Annotated in this window: 20 protein-coding genes; 10 read left to right on the top strand and 10 right to left on the bottom strand. The window is 71.4% G+C overall.

Translation table 11 applies throughout. The features are described from left to right. Positions 1–313 precede the first annotated feature (313 nt). Both BBK14_RS31970 and BBK14_RS31965 read left to right on the top strand, forming a co-directional pair. A complete protein-coding gene (locus tag BBK14_RS31970; protein ID WP_071066870.1) occupies positions 314–1,186 on the top strand; it encodes an AraC family transcriptional regulator in 873 nt (290 codons plus the stop codon). A 315-nt stretch (positions 1,187–1,501) separates the two neighbouring features. Then, positions 1,502–1,765 carry a hypothetical protein gene (locus tag BBK14_RS31965; protein WP_071066869.1) on the top strand — a complete coding sequence of 88 codons (264 nt, stop codon included), beginning with the start codon at positions 1,502–1,504 and terminating at the stop codon, positions 1,763–1,765. A 171-nt stretch (positions 1,766–1,936) separates the two neighbouring features. Here BBK14_RS31965 and BBK14_RS39235 read toward each other — a convergent pair whose 3' ends face one another. Next, entirely contained in the window at positions 1,937–2,101 is a 165-nt protein-coding gene (locus tag BBK14_RS39235) for a hypothetical protein (RefSeq protein ID WP_165938707.1), read from the bottom strand. A 352-nt stretch (positions 2,102–2,453) separates the two neighbouring features. Here BBK14_RS39235 and BBK14_RS31960 point away from each other — a divergent pair, with 352 nt between their 5' ends. Continuing rightward, positions 2,454–3,329, top strand: coding sequence for a hypothetical protein (locus tag BBK14_RS31960; protein WP_071066868.1), 876 nt, complete (start codon positions 2,454–2,456; stop codon positions 3,327–3,329). 35 nt (positions 3,330–3,364) lie between these two features. Here BBK14_RS31960 and BBK14_RS31955 read toward each other — a convergent pair whose 3' ends face one another. Next, positions 3,365–3,853 carry a flavin reductase family protein gene (locus BBK14_RS31955; RefSeq protein ID WP_071066867.1) on the bottom strand — a complete coding sequence of 163 codons (489 nt, stop codon included), beginning with the start codon at positions 3,851–3,853 and terminating at the stop codon, positions 3,365–3,367. Between the two features lie 291 nt (positions 3,854–4,144). Here BBK14_RS31955 and BBK14_RS31950 point away from each other — a divergent pair, with 291 nt between their 5' ends. The 4 genes from BBK14_RS31950 (at position 4,145) to BBK14_RS41830 (ending at position 6,735) form a co-directional block, all read left to right on the top strand. Further along, complete coding sequence (locus BBK14_RS31950) at positions 4,145–4,996, top strand: type 1 glutamine amidotransferase (RefSeq protein WP_241832015.1); 852 nt, start codon at positions 4,145–4,147, stop codon at positions 4,994–4,996. 393 nt (positions 4,997–5,389) lie between these two features. Next, complete coding sequence (locus BBK14_RS31945; protein ID WP_420849206.1) at positions 5,390–5,617, top strand: recombinase family protein; 228 nt, start codon at positions 5,390–5,392, stop codon at positions 5,615–5,617. Then, positions 5,614–5,934: a helix-turn-helix domain-containing protein gene (locus BBK14_RS41835; RefSeq protein WP_338045531.1), complete on the top strand. Its 321-nt coding sequence runs from the start codon at positions 5,614–5,616 to the stop codon at positions 5,932–5,934. Before BBK14_RS31945 ends, BBK14_RS41835 begins: the two co-directional genes overlap by 4 nt. A 108-nt stretch (positions 5,935–6,042) precedes the next feature. Further along, positions 6,043–6,735 carry an RNA-guided endonuclease InsQ/TnpB family protein gene (locus BBK14_RS41830; RefSeq protein ID WP_338045530.1) on the top strand — a complete coding sequence of 231 codons (693 nt, stop codon included), beginning with the start codon at positions 6,043–6,045 and terminating at the stop codon, positions 6,733–6,735. Here BBK14_RS41830 and BBK14_RS31935 read toward each other — a convergent pair. Next, positions 6,642–6,875: a DUF433 domain-containing protein gene (locus tag BBK14_RS31935; protein WP_071066866.1), complete on the bottom strand. Its 234-nt coding sequence runs from the start codon at positions 6,873–6,875 to the stop codon at positions 6,642–6,644. The two genes, BBK14_RS41830 and BBK14_RS31935, sit on opposite strands and share 94 nt — an antisense overlap. Positions 6,876–7,030: 155 nt before the next feature. On the opposite strand from BBK14_RS31935, the gene BBK14_RS31930 reads away from it, so the two are divergent. Next, positions 7,031–9,328 carry a protein kinase domain-containing protein gene (locus BBK14_RS31930; protein WP_071066865.1) on the top strand — a complete coding sequence of 766 codons (2,298 nt, stop codon included), beginning with the start codon at positions 7,031–7,033 and terminating at the stop codon, positions 9,326–9,328. Between the two features lie 65 nt (positions 9,329–9,393). Here the strand turns inward: BBK14_RS31930 and BBK14_RS41035 are convergent, their stop codons facing one another. From BBK14_RS41035 to BBK14_RS31920, 3 genes are all read right to left on the bottom strand, one after another. Then, positions 9,394–9,711, bottom strand: a complete 318-nt coding sequence (locus BBK14_RS41035; protein WP_420849209.1) for a hypothetical protein — start codon at positions 9,709–9,711, stop codon at positions 9,394–9,396. Between the two features lie 331 nt (positions 9,712–10,042). Next, complete coding sequence (locus BBK14_RS31925; RefSeq protein ID WP_131802481.1) at positions 10,043–10,357, bottom strand: hypothetical protein; 315 nt, start codon at positions 10,355–10,357, stop codon at positions 10,043–10,045. 571 nt (positions 10,358–10,928) lie between these two features. Next, entirely contained in the window at positions 10,929–11,249 is a 321-nt protein-coding gene (locus tag BBK14_RS31920) for a hypothetical protein (protein WP_071066863.1), read from the bottom strand. A 59-nt stretch (positions 11,250–11,308) separates the two neighbouring features. Here BBK14_RS31920 and BBK14_RS31915 point away from each other — a divergent pair, with 59 nt between their 5' ends. Beyond that, positions 11,309–11,527: a hypothetical protein gene (locus BBK14_RS31915; RefSeq protein ID WP_071066862.1), complete on the top strand. Its 219-nt coding sequence runs from the start codon at positions 11,309–11,311 to the stop codon at positions 11,525–11,527. Positions 11,528–11,590: 63 nt separating this feature from the next. Next, complete coding sequence (locus BBK14_RS31910; protein WP_071066861.1) at positions 11,591–12,586, top strand: hypothetical protein; 996 nt, start codon at positions 11,591–11,593, stop codon at positions 12,584–12,586. A gap of 325 nt (positions 12,587–12,911) precedes the next feature. Here BBK14_RS31910 and BBK14_RS31905 read toward each other — a convergent pair whose 3' ends face one another. From BBK14_RS31905 to BBK14_RS31890, 4 genes are all read right to left on the bottom strand, one after another. After that, complete coding sequence (locus BBK14_RS31905; protein ID WP_071066860.1) at positions 12,912–13,148, bottom strand: FitA-like ribbon-helix-helix domain-containing protein; 237 nt, start codon at positions 13,146–13,148, stop codon at positions 12,912–12,914. A gap of 137 nt (positions 13,149–13,285) precedes the next feature. Next, complete coding sequence (locus BBK14_RS31900; RefSeq protein ID WP_071066915.1) at positions 13,286–13,603, bottom strand: antibiotic biosynthesis monooxygenase family protein; 318 nt, start codon at positions 13,601–13,603, stop codon at positions 13,286–13,288. Between the two features lie 17 nt (positions 13,604–13,620). Beyond that, a complete protein-coding gene (locus BBK14_RS31895) occupies positions 13,621–13,944 on the bottom strand; it encodes an antibiotic biosynthesis monooxygenase family protein (RefSeq protein WP_071066859.1) in 324 nt (107 codons plus the stop codon). Further along, positions 13,944–14,684, bottom strand: a complete 741-nt coding sequence (locus BBK14_RS31890; protein ID WP_071066858.1) for an SDR family NAD(P)-dependent oxidoreductase — start codon at positions 14,682–14,684, stop codon at positions 13,944–13,946. The genes BBK14_RS31895 and BBK14_RS31890 overlap by 1 nt, the downstream gene beginning before the upstream one ends. Positions 14,685–14,740: the final 56 nt, after the last annotated feature.

The raw sequence follows: 14,740 nt of genomic DNA, 5'->3' as shown, positions 1-14,740 counted from the left end.
CCACCAGGACCGGATCGTCCCACTTAATTTTTGTCTCCTCGGCCGTCGGATCGGGAAGCCGTCGGCGCGCGCATCGAATCAGCGGGAACTGTGATCGCACCTTTCGACTTCCCCATACTTGTACGCTTCGCGGCCGTGACCGTCTCTGCATCTACGGCCAGATAGCCAACACAAACGGCCAACATCAACACACGGATCCGGGCGCAGGCCGCCGACCTGCACATCCAGCGCGGCCGACGGCCAGACTGATCGCCTTCCGGCGCGCGACCGTGACCGGTAGACCACAGCAGGCCCCGTTTGTACACTCTCGACCATGACCGCCTCCGCACATTCCGCCAGGAGAGCGCCGGAAACGGCCAGAGCCAGCCTGGTCGATGTGCGCCGAGGGGGGCAGGCCCTCGGCGGCAGCTACCTGTACGAGGGCGAGCGGCTCGTCACCGGCTGGCACTCACACGACCTGCACCAGATCGAGTACGCGGTCGCGGGCGTGGTCGAGGTGGAAACCGCCACCGCGCACTACCTGCTGCCGCCGCAGCAGGCCGCGTGGATTCCCGCCGGCCTCGAGCACCAGGCCACCATGAACACGGCGGTGCGGACGGTGTCGGTGATGTTCGACCCGCGGCTCGTCCCGCATCCCGGAGACCGCGCCCGCATCCTCGCGGTGGCGCCACTCATCCGCGAAATGATGATCTACGCCCTGCGGTGGCCGATCGCCCGGGCGGAGCACGACCCGGTGGCCGACGGCTTCTTCCACACGCTCGGCCACCTCGTGTCCGAGGCACTCGACCACGAGGCGCCACTCAGCCTGCCGACCTCGACCGACCCGATCGTGTCGGCGGCCATGGCCTACACCCAGAACCATCTCGACTCGGTGACGGTCGGTGAGGTGAGCCGGGCCGTCGGCGTGTCCGAGCGGACGCTGCGCCGCCAGTTCCGCTCGACGCTCGGCCTGTCGTGGCGCAGCTACCTCCTCCAGGCCCGCCTGCTGCGCGCGATGGCGCTGTTCGCCGTGCCCGGGCAGTCGGTGCTGGAGGTCTCGACGGCCGTCGGCTTCGACAACGGCAGCGCGTTCGCCCGCGCGTTCTCCCAGTACTGCGGCGAGACGCCGTCGTCCTACCAACGGCGGATAAGCACCGCGCCGCAACCATTGACCGTGTCCGGCACCGCGGCCGGGCAGCAGGCCTGACGCCGCGGCTCCGGCACGCCCGACGGCTCCGGCCAGCCGGGGCGAAACTGAAAAGCCGGCAGCGCCTCCCGCATTTCACCCGGCTGCCCGGGCGACCGAGATGACGGCTATTAACGCCTCTCGTGCGCCCTTTTCGATTCCCGATCGGGGAGCATCCCAGATGCCGCGGCCCATTCGGCGCCAGACATCCCAAGTGCGACCTTGAGTTCGCATTCCGGCGGCGCTTCAACGCCATCCGAAGCAGCTGGGGTAGCGTTCGCTGCGCGCCTTCAGGCGCGTCAGGAAAACGACCACCGAGAAGGGGATCCAAAGAAAATGATCCAGCAGCAGGAGCAGCGCCAGATCGAGCAGCAGCGGCGCCAGGTGGAGCAGCAGCTGCGCCAGAACTGGCGGCAGCTGCGCTACCGCATCCTCGACCAGTTCGGCCAGGTCAGCACGGCGGACCTCGACGCCGCCACCAACATCAACGACCTCGTCGCCCGTATCGCGGACAAGACGAACCACAGCGAGCGGTACGTCGAGAACCGCCTGCGCGAGCTGTCCGGTGTCGCGGCCAACCAGGGCGGCCTGTTCGTCTGAATGGACTGTCCAGCGCATCTCGGCGCTGGACAGCCGGGCGATCGGCAGCGCCAGCCGTCCGACACCCCGCGGTAGAGGAATGCCAGGCCGGTCAGGACTCGGCACATCCTGGGGGAACGTGACGTAAGCCGGCACCCCGCCCGAACTTCGATCGCTACTCGGCGCGTGCTCTCACTCCGCCGCGCCGAGTAGTGACCGAAACTCGAGAAGATCGTCCATCAGCTTGATGTTCTCCGGGGTCCTCGGGAGCTGACGCAGCTCCTCGAGGATCACGTCCGTTTCCTCCATGGTGGGAACATCATTGATCGACTCGACCAGCCTGACGATGTCCGTCATGGGAATACCACTCTCCCGCCGTTGTGACGCGGATGGGCCGACCCGGTACCACACCACCGGATGTCACGCAAACCAAGAGTCGCACACGGCGATTCACCGGAAGTTAAGCTCCGGGCTCCTTCCGTGTTAAATGCCCCTCTGGAACCGCTTCGGCACGGTGGGCTACATCTCGCCCGCAGTGCCAGAGCCGGTAGCGGCAAGGCCGCTACCGGTCCGCTGGCCGCGCGCTACCTGCGCCAGGGACCCTCGTCGCACCCGGTTCACCCGGCCGTGTGATCCGCGGCGGCGTCCCGGTAGCCAGCTCCGAGAGCCCGCGGCCCGAGCGGCCCGCGCCAGAGAAAGGCTCCAGTTCATGCCCATCGATGTGTCGCAGTACGCCGGCGTCTCCGCGACCGACTACCTGCTCGAGCTCGTCGACCTGTTCGAGAACTCGAACATCGGAATCATGGTCACGGGCTTCGACGGAACCGTGCGCCGGGCGAACCGGGCGCAACACCGGATCGCGGACTGGCCCGACGCCAGCTCGTCGCCCTCCGGGCTGTCGGCCAGGGCGCTCCTGGACGCCGCGACCTGGGACCGGCTCACGGCCACCGCGGCCGACGGGTACGCGCTCCACAACGTGCCGGTCACGGTCCGCCGGGCCGACGGCTCGACCGCGGACTGCCTGCTCGACGTCAACGGCGAGCCGGACGGCGGCATGCTCCGCATCGTCACCCGGCCGGCGTTCCAGGCGTCCCTGCCGGGGCCCGACAGCACCGACGCGTCGGAGTGGCACCGCGAGTGGGACCAGGCCGACGTCTCCCCGCTCGTCGAGCCGCTCGACGAGGCGGGCGTCCAGTCGCTGACGAAGGAGCTCGACGATCTCTTCGAGCTCCTGCCCGTCCCCGTCCACGCGATGGCCCGCACCGCCGAGGTGCGGCGGACCAACCAGGTTCACCTGCGGTTGCTCGGCTGCGAGGACGAACCGGCGCGGTTCGTCGGCCAGAACCTCCTCCCGATCTTCGCGGTCGAGGCGGACCTGGTGGCGATGGGCGAGGCCATGACCGGCCAGAGTGGGATCGTCAACTTCCCGACCACGATCCGCCGGCTCGACGACTCACTCCTGCCGATGATCGTCTATTCGAGCATGGTGATGCGGGACGACGCCTTCGTCGGCACCCGCTGCTTCGTCTTCTTCGCCGACGCGTCGGACGCCCCCGACAGCGCACCGGCCGGCGAGCCTGCCTGAGAGCCGACCCCGCGGGGCCGATCAGTCGGGGCCCGTCAGGCGGGGTGGCCCGGTTCCATGTCGCGCACGTCCTGGAACCCCAGCTGGCGCAGCGGACCGTGGAACTCCCCCGCGACCGGATCGATCACGAACGCCGTGTGGTCACCGACCTCGACTGTGGTCATCACGGGACCGGCGAACCAGGCACGCGGACCCGCCAGCACCGGCATCCCGAACGGCCCACCCGACCAGCGACAGCGGGCGAACTTGTCGACCTCGTCGCCGGTGAGCTCGCCGAACAGCTTCGACAGCTCCCGGTCGGCGACGTCGAGGAGGTGCACGGCCAGGTGCGTCGCCCGCCGGGCCACGCCGAAGGTGTGGTTGCCGCGTGAGACGCAGACGAGGTAACGCGGCGGATCGATGCTGCACTGGGTGTGGAAGCCGACGAGGCAACCGCTGCGCTCACCGCCCGCCGCGGTGGTCACGATCGCCATCGGATAGCTGACGACGCTCACCGCCTCGTGAAACGCGCTCGGTTCGACCATGGATCGCCCAGCTCCTCTCCTGCCCAGGTACGGCATCTCCCGCCCAGGTGCGACGTTCCCGCCCCACACTGCCGGCCGCCGGGTCGGCCGGGTGCCTGGGACATTCCCAGAGATCAGCGCCTCACGCCCGTCCCGGCGGTCGCACGGCGCGCCCCGCCAGGCGCGCCCCGCGGCCGGGCCGCACCGGCTGCCTTCCGGACCCCGGGGCGGGCCAGCTCGACGACTGGGGTATCCCGATCGGGATCTGGTTCTGAGCCGTCCGCGAGCACGTGGCGTACCGTCGGGAACACTGTGGGCGTCGAGAACACGCTGGGCTCCGACAAGGCGATCCGGGCCGGCACGCCGCCACGGGCGGTGGTGATCGTGCACGACGTCACGGATGGGGCCGCCGTGGCCGAGATCGGCAGCGTCGGCGACCGGCTGCGCCACCACGGCATCGACTTCACCCTCGTCACCTCCGGCTCACCGCCGCCCTCGCCGCGGTCGCTGGACCTGGTCGTGGTCATGGGCTCGGACAAGTCCGCCTACGACGACACCGTGCCCTGGCTGCCGTCCGAGCTCGCCTACCTGCGGGCCGCGGTCGAGGCCGGGACACCGGTGCTCGGGATCTGTTTCGGCGGCCAGTTGCTCGCCCGCGCCCTCGGCGCCGCCGTGCGGCAGGCGCCGCGCCCCGAGCTCGGCTGGCGCTCGGTGACGACAGCGGCGCCGGATCTCGTCCCCGCGGGCCCATGGCTCGAGTTCCACTTCGACACCTTCGACGTCCCGCCCGGCGCCGAGGAGATCGCCTGGACCGCGGACGCCCCGCAGGCGTTCCGCTCCGGGCCGCACCTGGGCGTCCAGTTCCATCCCGAGATCACGCCGGCCAGTTTCGAGGGGTGGGTCCGCGGGTGGCGGGAGCAGGGGCTCGAGCCGTGGCTGCGCGGCCACGGCGTCGACGCCGCCGCCCTGCGCGCCGAGATCGCCACCCGGGCCGACGAGGCGCGGCACCGCTCGGACGCCCTCTTCGACGCCTTCTGGGCGAGCGCACGCACCACAGCCGGCCCCGGACGGCCCCGGACGAAGCGAGCCGGCCGTCCCGGCGCGACGGGTTCGGGGCATCGCGACGCGACGGGCTCCGGACGTCCCGGTGGCAGACCGTCGTGATCGCCACCCGCCCTTCAAGGGCCTACGCGACGACTTCGACCCGCGTGACGCGACCCGCGAGGGCTGACGCGCCGGACCAGCCTCATGCCACGTCGCCCCGGGATCCTCCCTGTCGGTACCTACGATCGCCTGATGTCGAAAGGCAGAGCGCGTATTCGCATCCGGTCGCGCAGCAGTGTGACAACCGCGCCTGCTACGCCACCCGAGGAGACAGGTTGGCGTCGACAAGCACCCTCATGCGGGTTCGGCGAGGGGGTAAAATTGCTGCCGGTCCGGCGTCTGGTAGCTCCGGGTAGCGCCATATGATGGCACTGTGAATCTCAAGGAGTGGGCGGCCGCGCGTGGAGTGGGTTACTCCACCGCGCGGCAGTGGTTCCTTGACGGGAGGCTCCGGTGCCCGCGCGCAAGGTCGGCGGGCTGATCCTCGTCGAGGAGCCCAGCCGGCCCGCCGCGAAGGTGGTGGTGGTGTACGCCTGCGTGTCGTCCGCCGACCAGCGTGGCGAGCTGGACCGGCAGGTCGCCCGGGTCGCCGCGTGGGCGGGCGAGCAGGGCATCCCGGTCGGTCGGGTCGTGACCGAGGTCGGCTCCGCCGCCGCCGTGAACACCAAGGCGGCGCGGTGAACACGAAGGTCTTGCGGGCGTACCGGTTCGCTCTCGACCCGAACGGCGCCCAGCGTGCCGCGATCCGCCGCCACGCGGGCGCGGCACGGTTCGCTTTCACCTGGGGGCTGGCTCGGGTCAAGGCAGCGCTCGCGCAGCGCGACGCCGAGAGGTCCTACGGTCTCGACGGGGACGCGCTCACCCTGGTGCCGTGGACGCTGCCCGCGCTGCGCCTGGCCTGGAACACGGCCAAGAACGACGTCGCCCCCGTGCGTGGTGGCCGGAGTGCTCGAAGGAGGCGTTCTCCGCCGGCCCGGACCATCTCGCTCGGGGCCTGAAGAACAACACCGACTCCCGCAGGGGGAAGCGGTGCGGCTGCTCGGCGTGACCGTCTCCCGCACCGCGGACCGCTGGCACGTCAGCCGCTCGCCCGGTCGCTGCGCACGTTGCGCCACCAATCCCGCGCCTACGCCCGATCGAAGCCCGGTTCCACCGGCCGACACACACACGCCGCCACGCTCGCGCGTATCCACGCCCACGTCGCCCACCAGCGGCGCGACGGGCTACACACGCTCACCACACGGCTCGCCACGAACCATGATGTCGTGGTCGTCGAGGATCTCCACACCGCGGGGATGGTCCGTAACCGGCGGCTTGCCCGCGCGGTCGCGGACACCGGGATGGGTGAGATCCGCCGCCAGCTCGCCTACAAGACCCTCTGGTACGGCTCGCGGCTGGTCGTCGCGGACCGCTGGTACCCGTCCTCGAAGACCTGCTCCGGCTGTGGCTGGCAAAACCCACACCTGCGACTGTCGGACCGCACGTTCACCTGCCAGTCCTGTGCGCTGGTGATGGACCGTGACACGAACGCCGCGGTCAACCTGAAGAACCTCGTCGCCGCCAGTACATCGGAGACGGAAAACGCCCGTGGAGCCGACCGTAGGACCCACCCCGGTGGGCAGGTGGCCACGAAACGGGAACCCGGCACCCGCATCAGCGGGCCAGGCCGGGGGTGCCCCGCCGAGAGGCGAGGCGGCATGACGCGCTACCTGGCGTCCCCATGCAACGGCAGCTCACGTTCGCTCACTGCCGCGGCGGCATACTCCAGGGCGGCCAGGACGTCAGCACGCTCAAGATAGGGATAGTCGGCAAGGATCTCGTCGATGGTGCGGCCGGCCGCAAGCTGCCCGACCACGGCGCTGACTGTGACCCGCATGCCCCTGATGCAGGGCAGGCCGCCCATCCGCGCCGGGTCAACGGTGATCCGTTCAAACGCCATGCCGCCATGCTAACGGCGCATGTTCAGGTCGACTCCGTGCGCGCGTCCAGGGACCACACGGGGTAGCGAAGGCGCAGCGGGATCTGGAGCGGTCCGACAGGCCCGCGATACTGGACGTGCGACGGATCCGGTGCGGCGGCGCGGAGGGGGCAGTGATGGCGGACGTCCCCCCGGGAGTCGAACCGCTGGAGGAGGGCGACCCGACCGAGATCGGCGGGTACGCACTGGCCGGCCGGCTGGGCGTGGGCGGGATGGGCACCGTCTACTTCGGCCACGCCGAGGACGGCAGGCCGGTCGCGGTGAAGGTCATCCGGCGGGAGTACGCCCGCGAGCCGGAGTTCCGCTCGAGGTTCCTGCGCGAGGCGCGGGCGGCGCGCCGGGTCGCGCGGTTCTGCACCGCGGAGGTGCTCGACGTCGACACCGACCGGCCCGAGCCCTACCTGGTCACCGAGTACATCGACGGGCCCACCCTGTCGGACCTCGTCCGGCGCGGCGGCCCGCTGCCGGCACCGGAGCTGGAACGGCTGGGGGTGGCGGTCGCCAACGCCCTGACCGCCATCCACAGCGCCAGTCTGATCCACCGGGACCTGAAGCCGAGCAACATCCTGCTGTCCTCCTCCGGGGCCCGGGTCATCGACTTCGGCATCGCCCGGGCGCTGGAGTCCAGCACCACGTACACCCGGCAGGGCCTCGTCGGCACTCCGGCCTTCATGGCGCCCGAGCAGGCGCTGGGCCAGTTCCTCACCCCCGCCGTCGACGTCCACGCCTGGGGCGGGGTGATGCTCTTCGCCTCGACCGGGCGGATGCCCTACGGGGACGCGGTCACCCCGGTGATCCTCTACCGGGTCGTACACGAGGAACCCGACCTCACCGGGGTCGGCCCCGGGCTGCACGCGCTCGTCCAGGACGCGATGAGCAAGAATCCGGCGGCCCGTCCCACGACGGCGGACCTGCTCCGGCGGCTCACCGAGGGCGGTGACGGACGGGCCGCCACGGTTGCCACCCGCCCGGGTGCCCGCCCGGCGGCCGGCGGCAGCGACGGCAACGCCGGTGGCCGCGACGGCCGTCGCAGCGGCGGCGGCACGGCAGATCATCCCGGTGCGGGCGACGCGGCGTGGTCGGCTCCCGACCCGGTGACCCGCCCGCTCGGCGCGGACCGTCTCACGCCGCCGAGCCGGGCCGCGCCGTTCCCGACGGCGGGCGGTCCCGATCCCGATCCCGGCCGGAGTCTCCCGCCCGCTCCGGTCACGGGCCGGGCCCAGCCGGCGTGGCGATCACCGGCGGCGCTGGTCGCCGCGATCGTCTCCGCCGTACTGGTGCTGACCGTCGGCACGGCGGTCCTGCTGGACCCATTCGGCCTGCGCGGGGACGGCACCCCCGCCGCAGCCGGGTCGCCCACGAGTGATCCCGGTGCCGCCCCGGGCGGCACCCCGACTGGCTCCGGCACGGCTGGGCCCGGCACGCCGATCACGCTCGCCGACTACCGCGACCAGGACGCCGCCGTTGTCACCAAACGGCTGCGTGAGTCTGGCCTGACCGTGCGGACCGCGTCCCGCCAGAGCGGGACGAGTCAGCGGGGCCGGGTGCTCGACACCGAGCCGCCGGCAGGCTCCAGCGTCAGCCCGGGCAGCACCGTGCTGCTCCGGGTCGGCGACGGTTCACAGGCCGAGGCCCGCGGCTGGCGGGTCTTCAAGCGGTACGCGGGCTCCAGCCCGATCAACGCGAGCCCGATCATCGTCGTCAACCCGGCCGGTACCGAACGCCAGATCGGCACCGGCGACAACCCGGTGCTGGCTCCGGACGCGAGCCGGGTCGCCTACACCGGGCCCGACGGCGAGATCCTCAGCGTCCGGCCGGACGGCACCGACTCCCGCCAGATCACCGACGAACCGGACGGGTCGTCGGACCACGCGGCCTTCTCTCCTGACGGCCGCACGGTCGCGTACACCCGCAACATCGGCGGGGTGTTCCTGGTCGGCGCCGACGGTTCCGGCCGCCGCCGGATCAGCACCGTCCGCGACGCTTACGAGCTGTCCTGGTCCCCGGACGGCACCCAGCTCGTGTTCCGGCGCGGCAACGATCAGTCGCTGCACATCCTGGCCCTGGACGGGTCTGTGCGGAACCTGACCGGATCGCCGGTGCCCGGGGCCGCCGCGGTCGAACCGGCCTGGTCCCCTGACGGCGGCACGATCGCCTTCAGCACCTCGGCGGGCGGCATCTACCTGATCAGCCCGAACGGTGGCGACGCCCGCCAGGTCGCCGGCCCGGGCACCTGGCACCCGAGCTGGTCCCCCCAGGGCTCGCTCGTCTTCGTTCAGGACGACGGCGTCGGTGACTTCTTCGCCGCCACCGGCCCGGTACACGTGATGAACCCGGACGGGACCGGGAATCGGGCGCTGGGCGGACAGCCGGCCAGCAGCGTGGTGCGGTGGGCGCCGTCGGCTCGGCAGTGACCGTCCGGGAGTTGCGGACCGCCGCCGGGCACAGGCCGCGACCGCGGCGGCGTCAGGAATCCGCGTCAGGTCCGCGTGGGCCAGGGCCGCGGTGTCCGCGGTGATCTCGCCGGCCATGGCGGCTCACCGCAGCACATTGGCGACCTCCACCGGCATGAGTTGACGTCCTCCCCCGCGTGGTGAACGCCGGGGATTCCAACTCCTACACACCCGCCGGAAGGGGGGCGCGGTGTTGAGGTTCGCGGTTCACGGGCACGGCCAACCAGCGTGAGCCTGCTCGACCTTCGACGCGAAGGCCACATGGCCGGCCGGTCGACGTTCGCCTCCTGAACGATGTTGCTCAGGACGTAGTTGCCACCATGACCGTTCACCAGCACCAACACGCCGATCCCCGAACGGCGAAGCGACGCGGCGACGTCGCGGATGACCGCGGTCAACGGACGACGTGCCGCGCTTCGGTCGGCACGCCACGCGTTGGTGGGAGGAAGTGCGCCCAGGTCGGGGCGCACTGACGTTGGCGAGCTCTAATGAAGTTGAACCCGAGGCCGGTGACAGGGTGTCGCCGGCTCCCACGTGGCCACCGCCGCCAACCAGTCAACGGTCGGATACCCGACGGCCAGGTCCGGTTCGTAAGAGGCACCCACCCGCTCGGGGCGTTACTGAGGTGGGCCCGGGCCGGAGCGGACCGAACCCACCTCGGCCGCGGAAAGGCCCTCAGCCGTCGCGCTTCTGGATGCCGTTCGCCATCACGACGCCGTTGGGATGCGTCGAGGTGCGGCACTTGACGGTCGACATGTAGGCCGTCGCGCGCGGCGCGTACCAGGTGCCGTACAGCGTCGACGCGCTCCAGTTGCAGCGAGCCCACGCCCTGTAGGTGCCGTAGCCCTTGTGGCACCAGGCCCAGGCTGTGCCATTCTCGTGGTCCGTGTGACAGTCATAGGGAGGAGAGGGCTCGCGGGCCTCGGCGGGCGACACCAGGGCCACGCCAGCCACACTGAAAGCGAGCGCGAGGGCGGCCAGCGCGGTCACGAATATCYGGCGCATAGATCTGGATTCCTTCGTCATCGGAATGGGTGGCGAATCTTCATCCGCCTGCTGCCCCCCCAGCCGGCCAGACTATAACAGCCTGCTCGCGACTGCGAGAGTATGCGTCCAGAATCCGAGAGCCCACGGATTGGTGCCGTTTGGCCGGCGCGACCAAAGAGTAGTTCACAATTTCGCTTCCATAGTGGCGGCACAGTTGATTCAAATCGTTCACCATGGTGGYACAATACTTCGATCACTTCACCCCATTGGAGCACGCTTCCGTCCGCCAGCGGCGAGGTGCCAGGGCCGGTGAGCTGCGCGGAAAGAGCCGGGACGACTGCCGCCGACAACCGCGTCTCAGCGACGAGCACGCAATGCCAGTGAGATGAGCGGGTTCGCTGGTGGTTGACTGCCTCGGTTGTTGGTCACGGTAGGTGACGCCGGGGGGCGGTCGGGCGGGGGTGACACGCCCGGCTGTGTGGGGGATGCCCGGGATGCGGGACTTTGTGGGGGACTCCAGGTAGGGAGCGGGTTGTCGAAGCCATACCCCTGTCCCTGGAGTCCTGGTGTCTTTCTACTCGCCTGTCTCGTTGTCGGTGTCGTCCGGGTCCGTGGAGGGCTGGCCGGCGGAGCTGGGCTCGGGGATGGTCGCGGTGCGGCTGGCGGATCTGGCCTGGCCGGGGCGGGTGGGGGCCGATGGCCGTTCGGCGCTGGTCGTGGCGGCGGGTGGGCCGGTCCGTTCCGGGGAGCTGGTCGTCTTTCTGAAGCCGGTGGCCGTGGCGGCGGCGGTCGTGCGCCGTGACGGGCGGGTCCAGGCCGCGGGCCGGCCGGCGGGCCACGCCCGGCTCGGGGTGGTTGAGACGGCGCTGGACGCGCTGACCGGCCAGGACGGCACGATCGATCGGCTCGCCGCCGGCGTCGAACTGGGCGGCCAGATCAGGGGCGGGGCGGGTGATGACCCCGGCGGCGGCGCTGCGGATGGTGCTGGTGGCCACGCTGATGCCCGGCGCCTCCCAGGAGGAGGTGCTGGCGACGCTGTTCGGGGACCTGGCCGGCGTGCCGTGGCGGGTCCCGTTCCAGGTCCCGACCAGCGCGGTGGCGGGCCGCGCTGGGCCCCGAGGTCGTCGAGCGGCTGCAGCGGCTCGTGCTGGCCGCGGTGGCTGGCGAGCATGAGGCCCCCGCGCCGGCGCCCCGGTCGCGGGCCTGAGCCTGGCGCTCGGCGCCATCGACGGCACCGTGACCCGGATGCCGGACACGGCGGCGAACCGGGCCCGTTTCGGGACGGCCCGCGACCCGGCACCGTTCCCGCAGGTGAGAACCCTGCTGGCCACCGACGCCGCGACCCGGGCGACGCTGGCGGTGGTGTCCGGCCCGTCCGGCGGCGAGAAGAGCCAGGCCGAGCAGGAACTGCTCGACCAGATCCTCGCCGCCTGGCCCGAGGTGTTCACGTTCGGCCGGCTCTGGGTCCTCGACCGTAACTTCCCGGGCCTGGACCGGCTCCGCCGCCTGACCGGCACCACGCATGTGCTGGTCCGGCTCAAGGCAGACCTGACCGTCACCCCGGTCGTCCGGCTGCCCGACGGCTCCTTCCTCGCCGACCTCGGCACCGGGACGAAGAAGCTACGGCTACGGGTCGTCGAGTACCACGTCACCCTCGCCGACGAGCCCACGCCCGAACTGTTCGCCCTGGCCACCGACCTGCTCGACTGGCAGGCCTGGCCCGCGCCCGCGCTGGCCGCGGCCTACCGGTGGCGCTGGGACGGCTCCGAGACCACGCTGCGCGAGAACAAGTCCCTTCTGCACGGCACCGGCCCGTCCACCGGCCCGATCCTGCGCTCCACCACCCCGGAACTGATCGCCCAGGAACACGCCGCCTGGACCATCACCACCAGCCTGCTGCGCGCCCTGCTCCGCCAGGCCGCCGCCAGCGCCACCCCGGCCCGCCGCGGCCGACGAGCCGGACAACCCGTGGCGCCCCGCGAACTGTCGTTCACCGCCGCCCGCCGCGCCGCCGTCGCGACCATTCGGTCCGGCGCCGCCACCGCCAGCCTCCCCGACAGACTCGTCCAGGACCGCCACCAGCAGGTACTGGCCGACCTCGGCCGCCACCGCCACACCATCGACCGCAACCGCCACCGCGACCGCAAGGCCAAAAGCCCCCGGCCGTTCCCCGCCGCCGGACCCACCCTGCCCACCCGCACCGCCGCCAGCCGAGTCAACATCGCCGCATAAGTCACTCACCGTCACCAGCAGCCGGGGCAGTCAACCGCCAGCGATCAAGCGGAAGTCGCTGGCATTGCTCAGGCGACCCGCACACCGTCTCGCCACAATCACGAAAGAAGACATACACTTTCTGAACAGCGAGATTATCCACCTGTTACGTCACGCTCTCAAACAGCGGTCCGCCTGGCGGCGGACCGCATGCCCCTGCCCCGCTCCGCGGGAGACCGGATTCCTCCCCGGCCTGAAGTCCGGGAGCTCCGGTGATCCGCCCAGGTGCCGACCTGCCCGCTGTCGACGAGTGCCGCGACCACGAAGCCGGAGTCGACGACGAGGGTCATCGCTGGTCGGCGTCGCGGTGGCCGAGAATCGACTCGACCGACAACCTGCTGCCGACACGCTGCTTGCGATCGCGGACCCGCGCGAGCAGCGCCTCCGCGGCCGGCCGCCGGGCCAGCTCGATCAGCTGGGAGCGTACGTACTCCTGGAGCGAACGACCGCTGAGCGCGGCCCGTGCGGCAAGCTCGTCGCGGGTCTCGTCGGGGACGTCCCGAACGGTGATCGCCGTCGACATAGCAGCGTTATGCTGCGGCCAGCAGCACAATGCCAAACGCCTGGGCATGAGTCATGACGGAGCCCGGCGGCGCGCGGGGGCCGGGCTCCCGCGCGCCGCCGGGACGTGCCGTCCCGCGCCGCTCGAATCCGTTCGGCTCAGAATCCGTTCGGCTCGGTGAAGGGGCCGTCCGGGCCGTAGGCGGCGACCTCGGTGAAGATGGTCGCGCGCATCGCCGGGTCCTGCAGCGGACGCAGCGGCGAGGTGGCCGGCTTGTGATCCGCCCCGCGTTCCCAGGTCACGAACTCGGCCATGCTCGCCCACTCGCTGACGACGGCGAACTTCGCCGGCTCGGCGGCGGAGCGCAGCAGGCGGTTCCCGAGCAGGCCGGGCGTGCCCACCAGCTTGGAGCTGATCTCGTGATAGGCCCGCTCGACCGCGCCCGGATCCTCCGGCGGGTCGATCGCCCACAGCATCACCCGGACGCGGCCGGTCACTCGGCCGCCGCGCCGACGAGGTGGGTGAGCACCGTCCCGGTGGCCATCGAGCCGCTGGCCCGCAGCGGGTGCAGGATCTTGCGGTGCTCCAGGTGCCCGGGGCTCAGCTCGAACTCCCGGAACTGCGGCTCGTCCACCCAGTCGCTGATGATGTAGTACGTGCTCGGCTCGTCCTCGGAGCGGATCAGCCACTGGCCGAGGTTCGCCGGGTGGCTGGTCACGCCGTCCCCGATCCGCAGCCAGGTCTGCTCGAACTCCTGCTCGCGGCCCGGGTGGATGTGCATGGTCAGCATGATGCGGAACGGCTGGGGGTGGCCCATCAGATTCCTCCGTCGACCGTGAAGGTGGCGCCGTTGACGTAGCTGGACACGTCGCTGGCGAGGAACAGGACGACGGCGGCGACCTCGTTGGCCTCGCCGAGCCGGCCCAGCGGGATGCGGTTGGTGTACGCGGCGCGCGCCGCCGGGGGCATGCCGGCCGCCTGGTCGGTCTCGATGACGCCCGGCGAGACCAGGTTCACCCGGATGCCCTTGGAGCCGAGCTCCTTGGACAGCGAGCGGGTGAGGCCGATCAGTCCCGTCTTGGCCGCCGTGTAGTGGGCGCGCAGCGGCACGCCGACGAGCCCGGCGCCGGACCCGATGTTGACGACCGTCCCGGAGTCGCCGAGCAGCGGCAGCGCACCCTGGGTGACGAGGTGGGTCGCGGTCAGGTTGGTGGTCAGCACCTGCGTCCAGGCGTCCAGCGGCAGGTCGGCGTACGGGATGTGGCTGATCGTCCCGACGCTGTTCACGACGATGTCGAGGCTGCCGCCGAGGTGGGTGCCGGCCGCTGACAGCAGCTCGGTGATCTGCGCGGGGTCGGCGACGTCGGCCTGCACCAGCAGGTGGTCGTTGCCGGTGTCCTTGAGCTCGCGGCGCAGGCTTTCGGCGTCCTCGGTCTGGCGCTGGTGGCCGACCACGACGGTGGCGCCGGCCTGGGCGAGCCCGAGCACGACGGCCCGGCCGATACCGCGCGTGCCGCCGGTGACCAGGGCACGCTTGCCGGCCAGGTCTGGGAACATCAGTGATCCTCTCGAAAGGTGAGTCCGGAACGTTCCGGTGGCCTTGGCCACCCGGG

Source organism: Parafrankia soli (assembly GCF_001854695.1).
Lineage (GTDB): Bacteria > Actinomycetota > Actinomycetes > Frankiales > Frankiaceae > Parafrankia > Parafrankia soli.
Note: the sequence above shows the minus strand (reverse complement) of the source record. Positions and strands in the feature narration are given on the sequence as shown.

What these genes read in the sequence shown, in the direction of transcription:
- BBK14_RS31970 (WP_071066870.1), top strand. Translation starts at nt 314, where the DNA reads ATGACCGCCTCCGCACATTCCGCCAGGAGAGCGCCGGAAACGGCCAGA.
- BBK14_RS31965 (WP_071066869.1), top strand. Translation starts at nt 1,502, where the DNA reads ATGATCCAGCAGCAGGAGCAGCGCCAGATCGAGCAGCAGCGGCGCCAG.
- BBK14_RS39235 (WP_165938707.1), bottom strand. Translation starts at nt 2,101, where the DNA reads ATGACGGACATCGTCAGGCTGGTCGAGTCGATCAATGATGTTCCCACC.
- BBK14_RS31960 (WP_071066868.1), top strand. Translation starts at nt 2,454, where the DNA reads ATGCCCATCGATGTGTCGCAGTACGCCGGCGTCTCCGCGACCGACTAC.
- BBK14_RS31955 (WP_071066867.1), bottom strand. Translation starts at nt 3,853, where the DNA reads ATGGTCGAACCGAGCGCGTTTCACGAGGCGGTGAGCGTCGTCAGCTAT.
- BBK14_RS31935 (WP_071066866.1), bottom strand. Translation starts at nt 6,875, where the DNA reads ATGGCGTTTGAACGGATCACCGTTGACCCGGCGCGGATGGGCGGCCTG.
- BBK14_RS31930 (WP_071066865.1), top strand. Translation starts at nt 7,031, where the DNA reads ATGGCGGACGTCCCCCCGGGAGTCGAACCGCTGGAGGAGGGCGACCCG.
- BBK14_RS31915 (WP_071066862.1), top strand. Translation starts at nt 11,309, where the DNA reads ATGACCCCGGCGGCGGCGCTGCGGATGGTGCTGGTGGCCACGCTGATG.
- BBK14_RS31905 (WP_071066860.1), bottom strand. Translation starts at nt 13,148, where the DNA reads ATGTCGACGGCGATCACCGTTCGGGACGTCCCCGACGAGACCCGCGAC.
- BBK14_RS31900 (WP_071066915.1), bottom strand. Translation starts at nt 13,603, where the DNA reads ATGCTGTGGGCGATCGACCCGCCGGAGGATCCGGGCGCGGTCGAGCGG.
- BBK14_RS31895 (WP_071066859.1), bottom strand. Translation starts at nt 13,944, where the DNA reads ATGGGCCACCCCCAGCCGTTCCGCATCATGCTGACCATGCACATCCAC.
- BBK14_RS31890 (WP_071066858.1), bottom strand. Translation starts at nt 14,684, where the DNA reads ATGTTCCCAGACCTGGCCGGCAAGCGTGCCCTGGTCACCGGCGGCACG.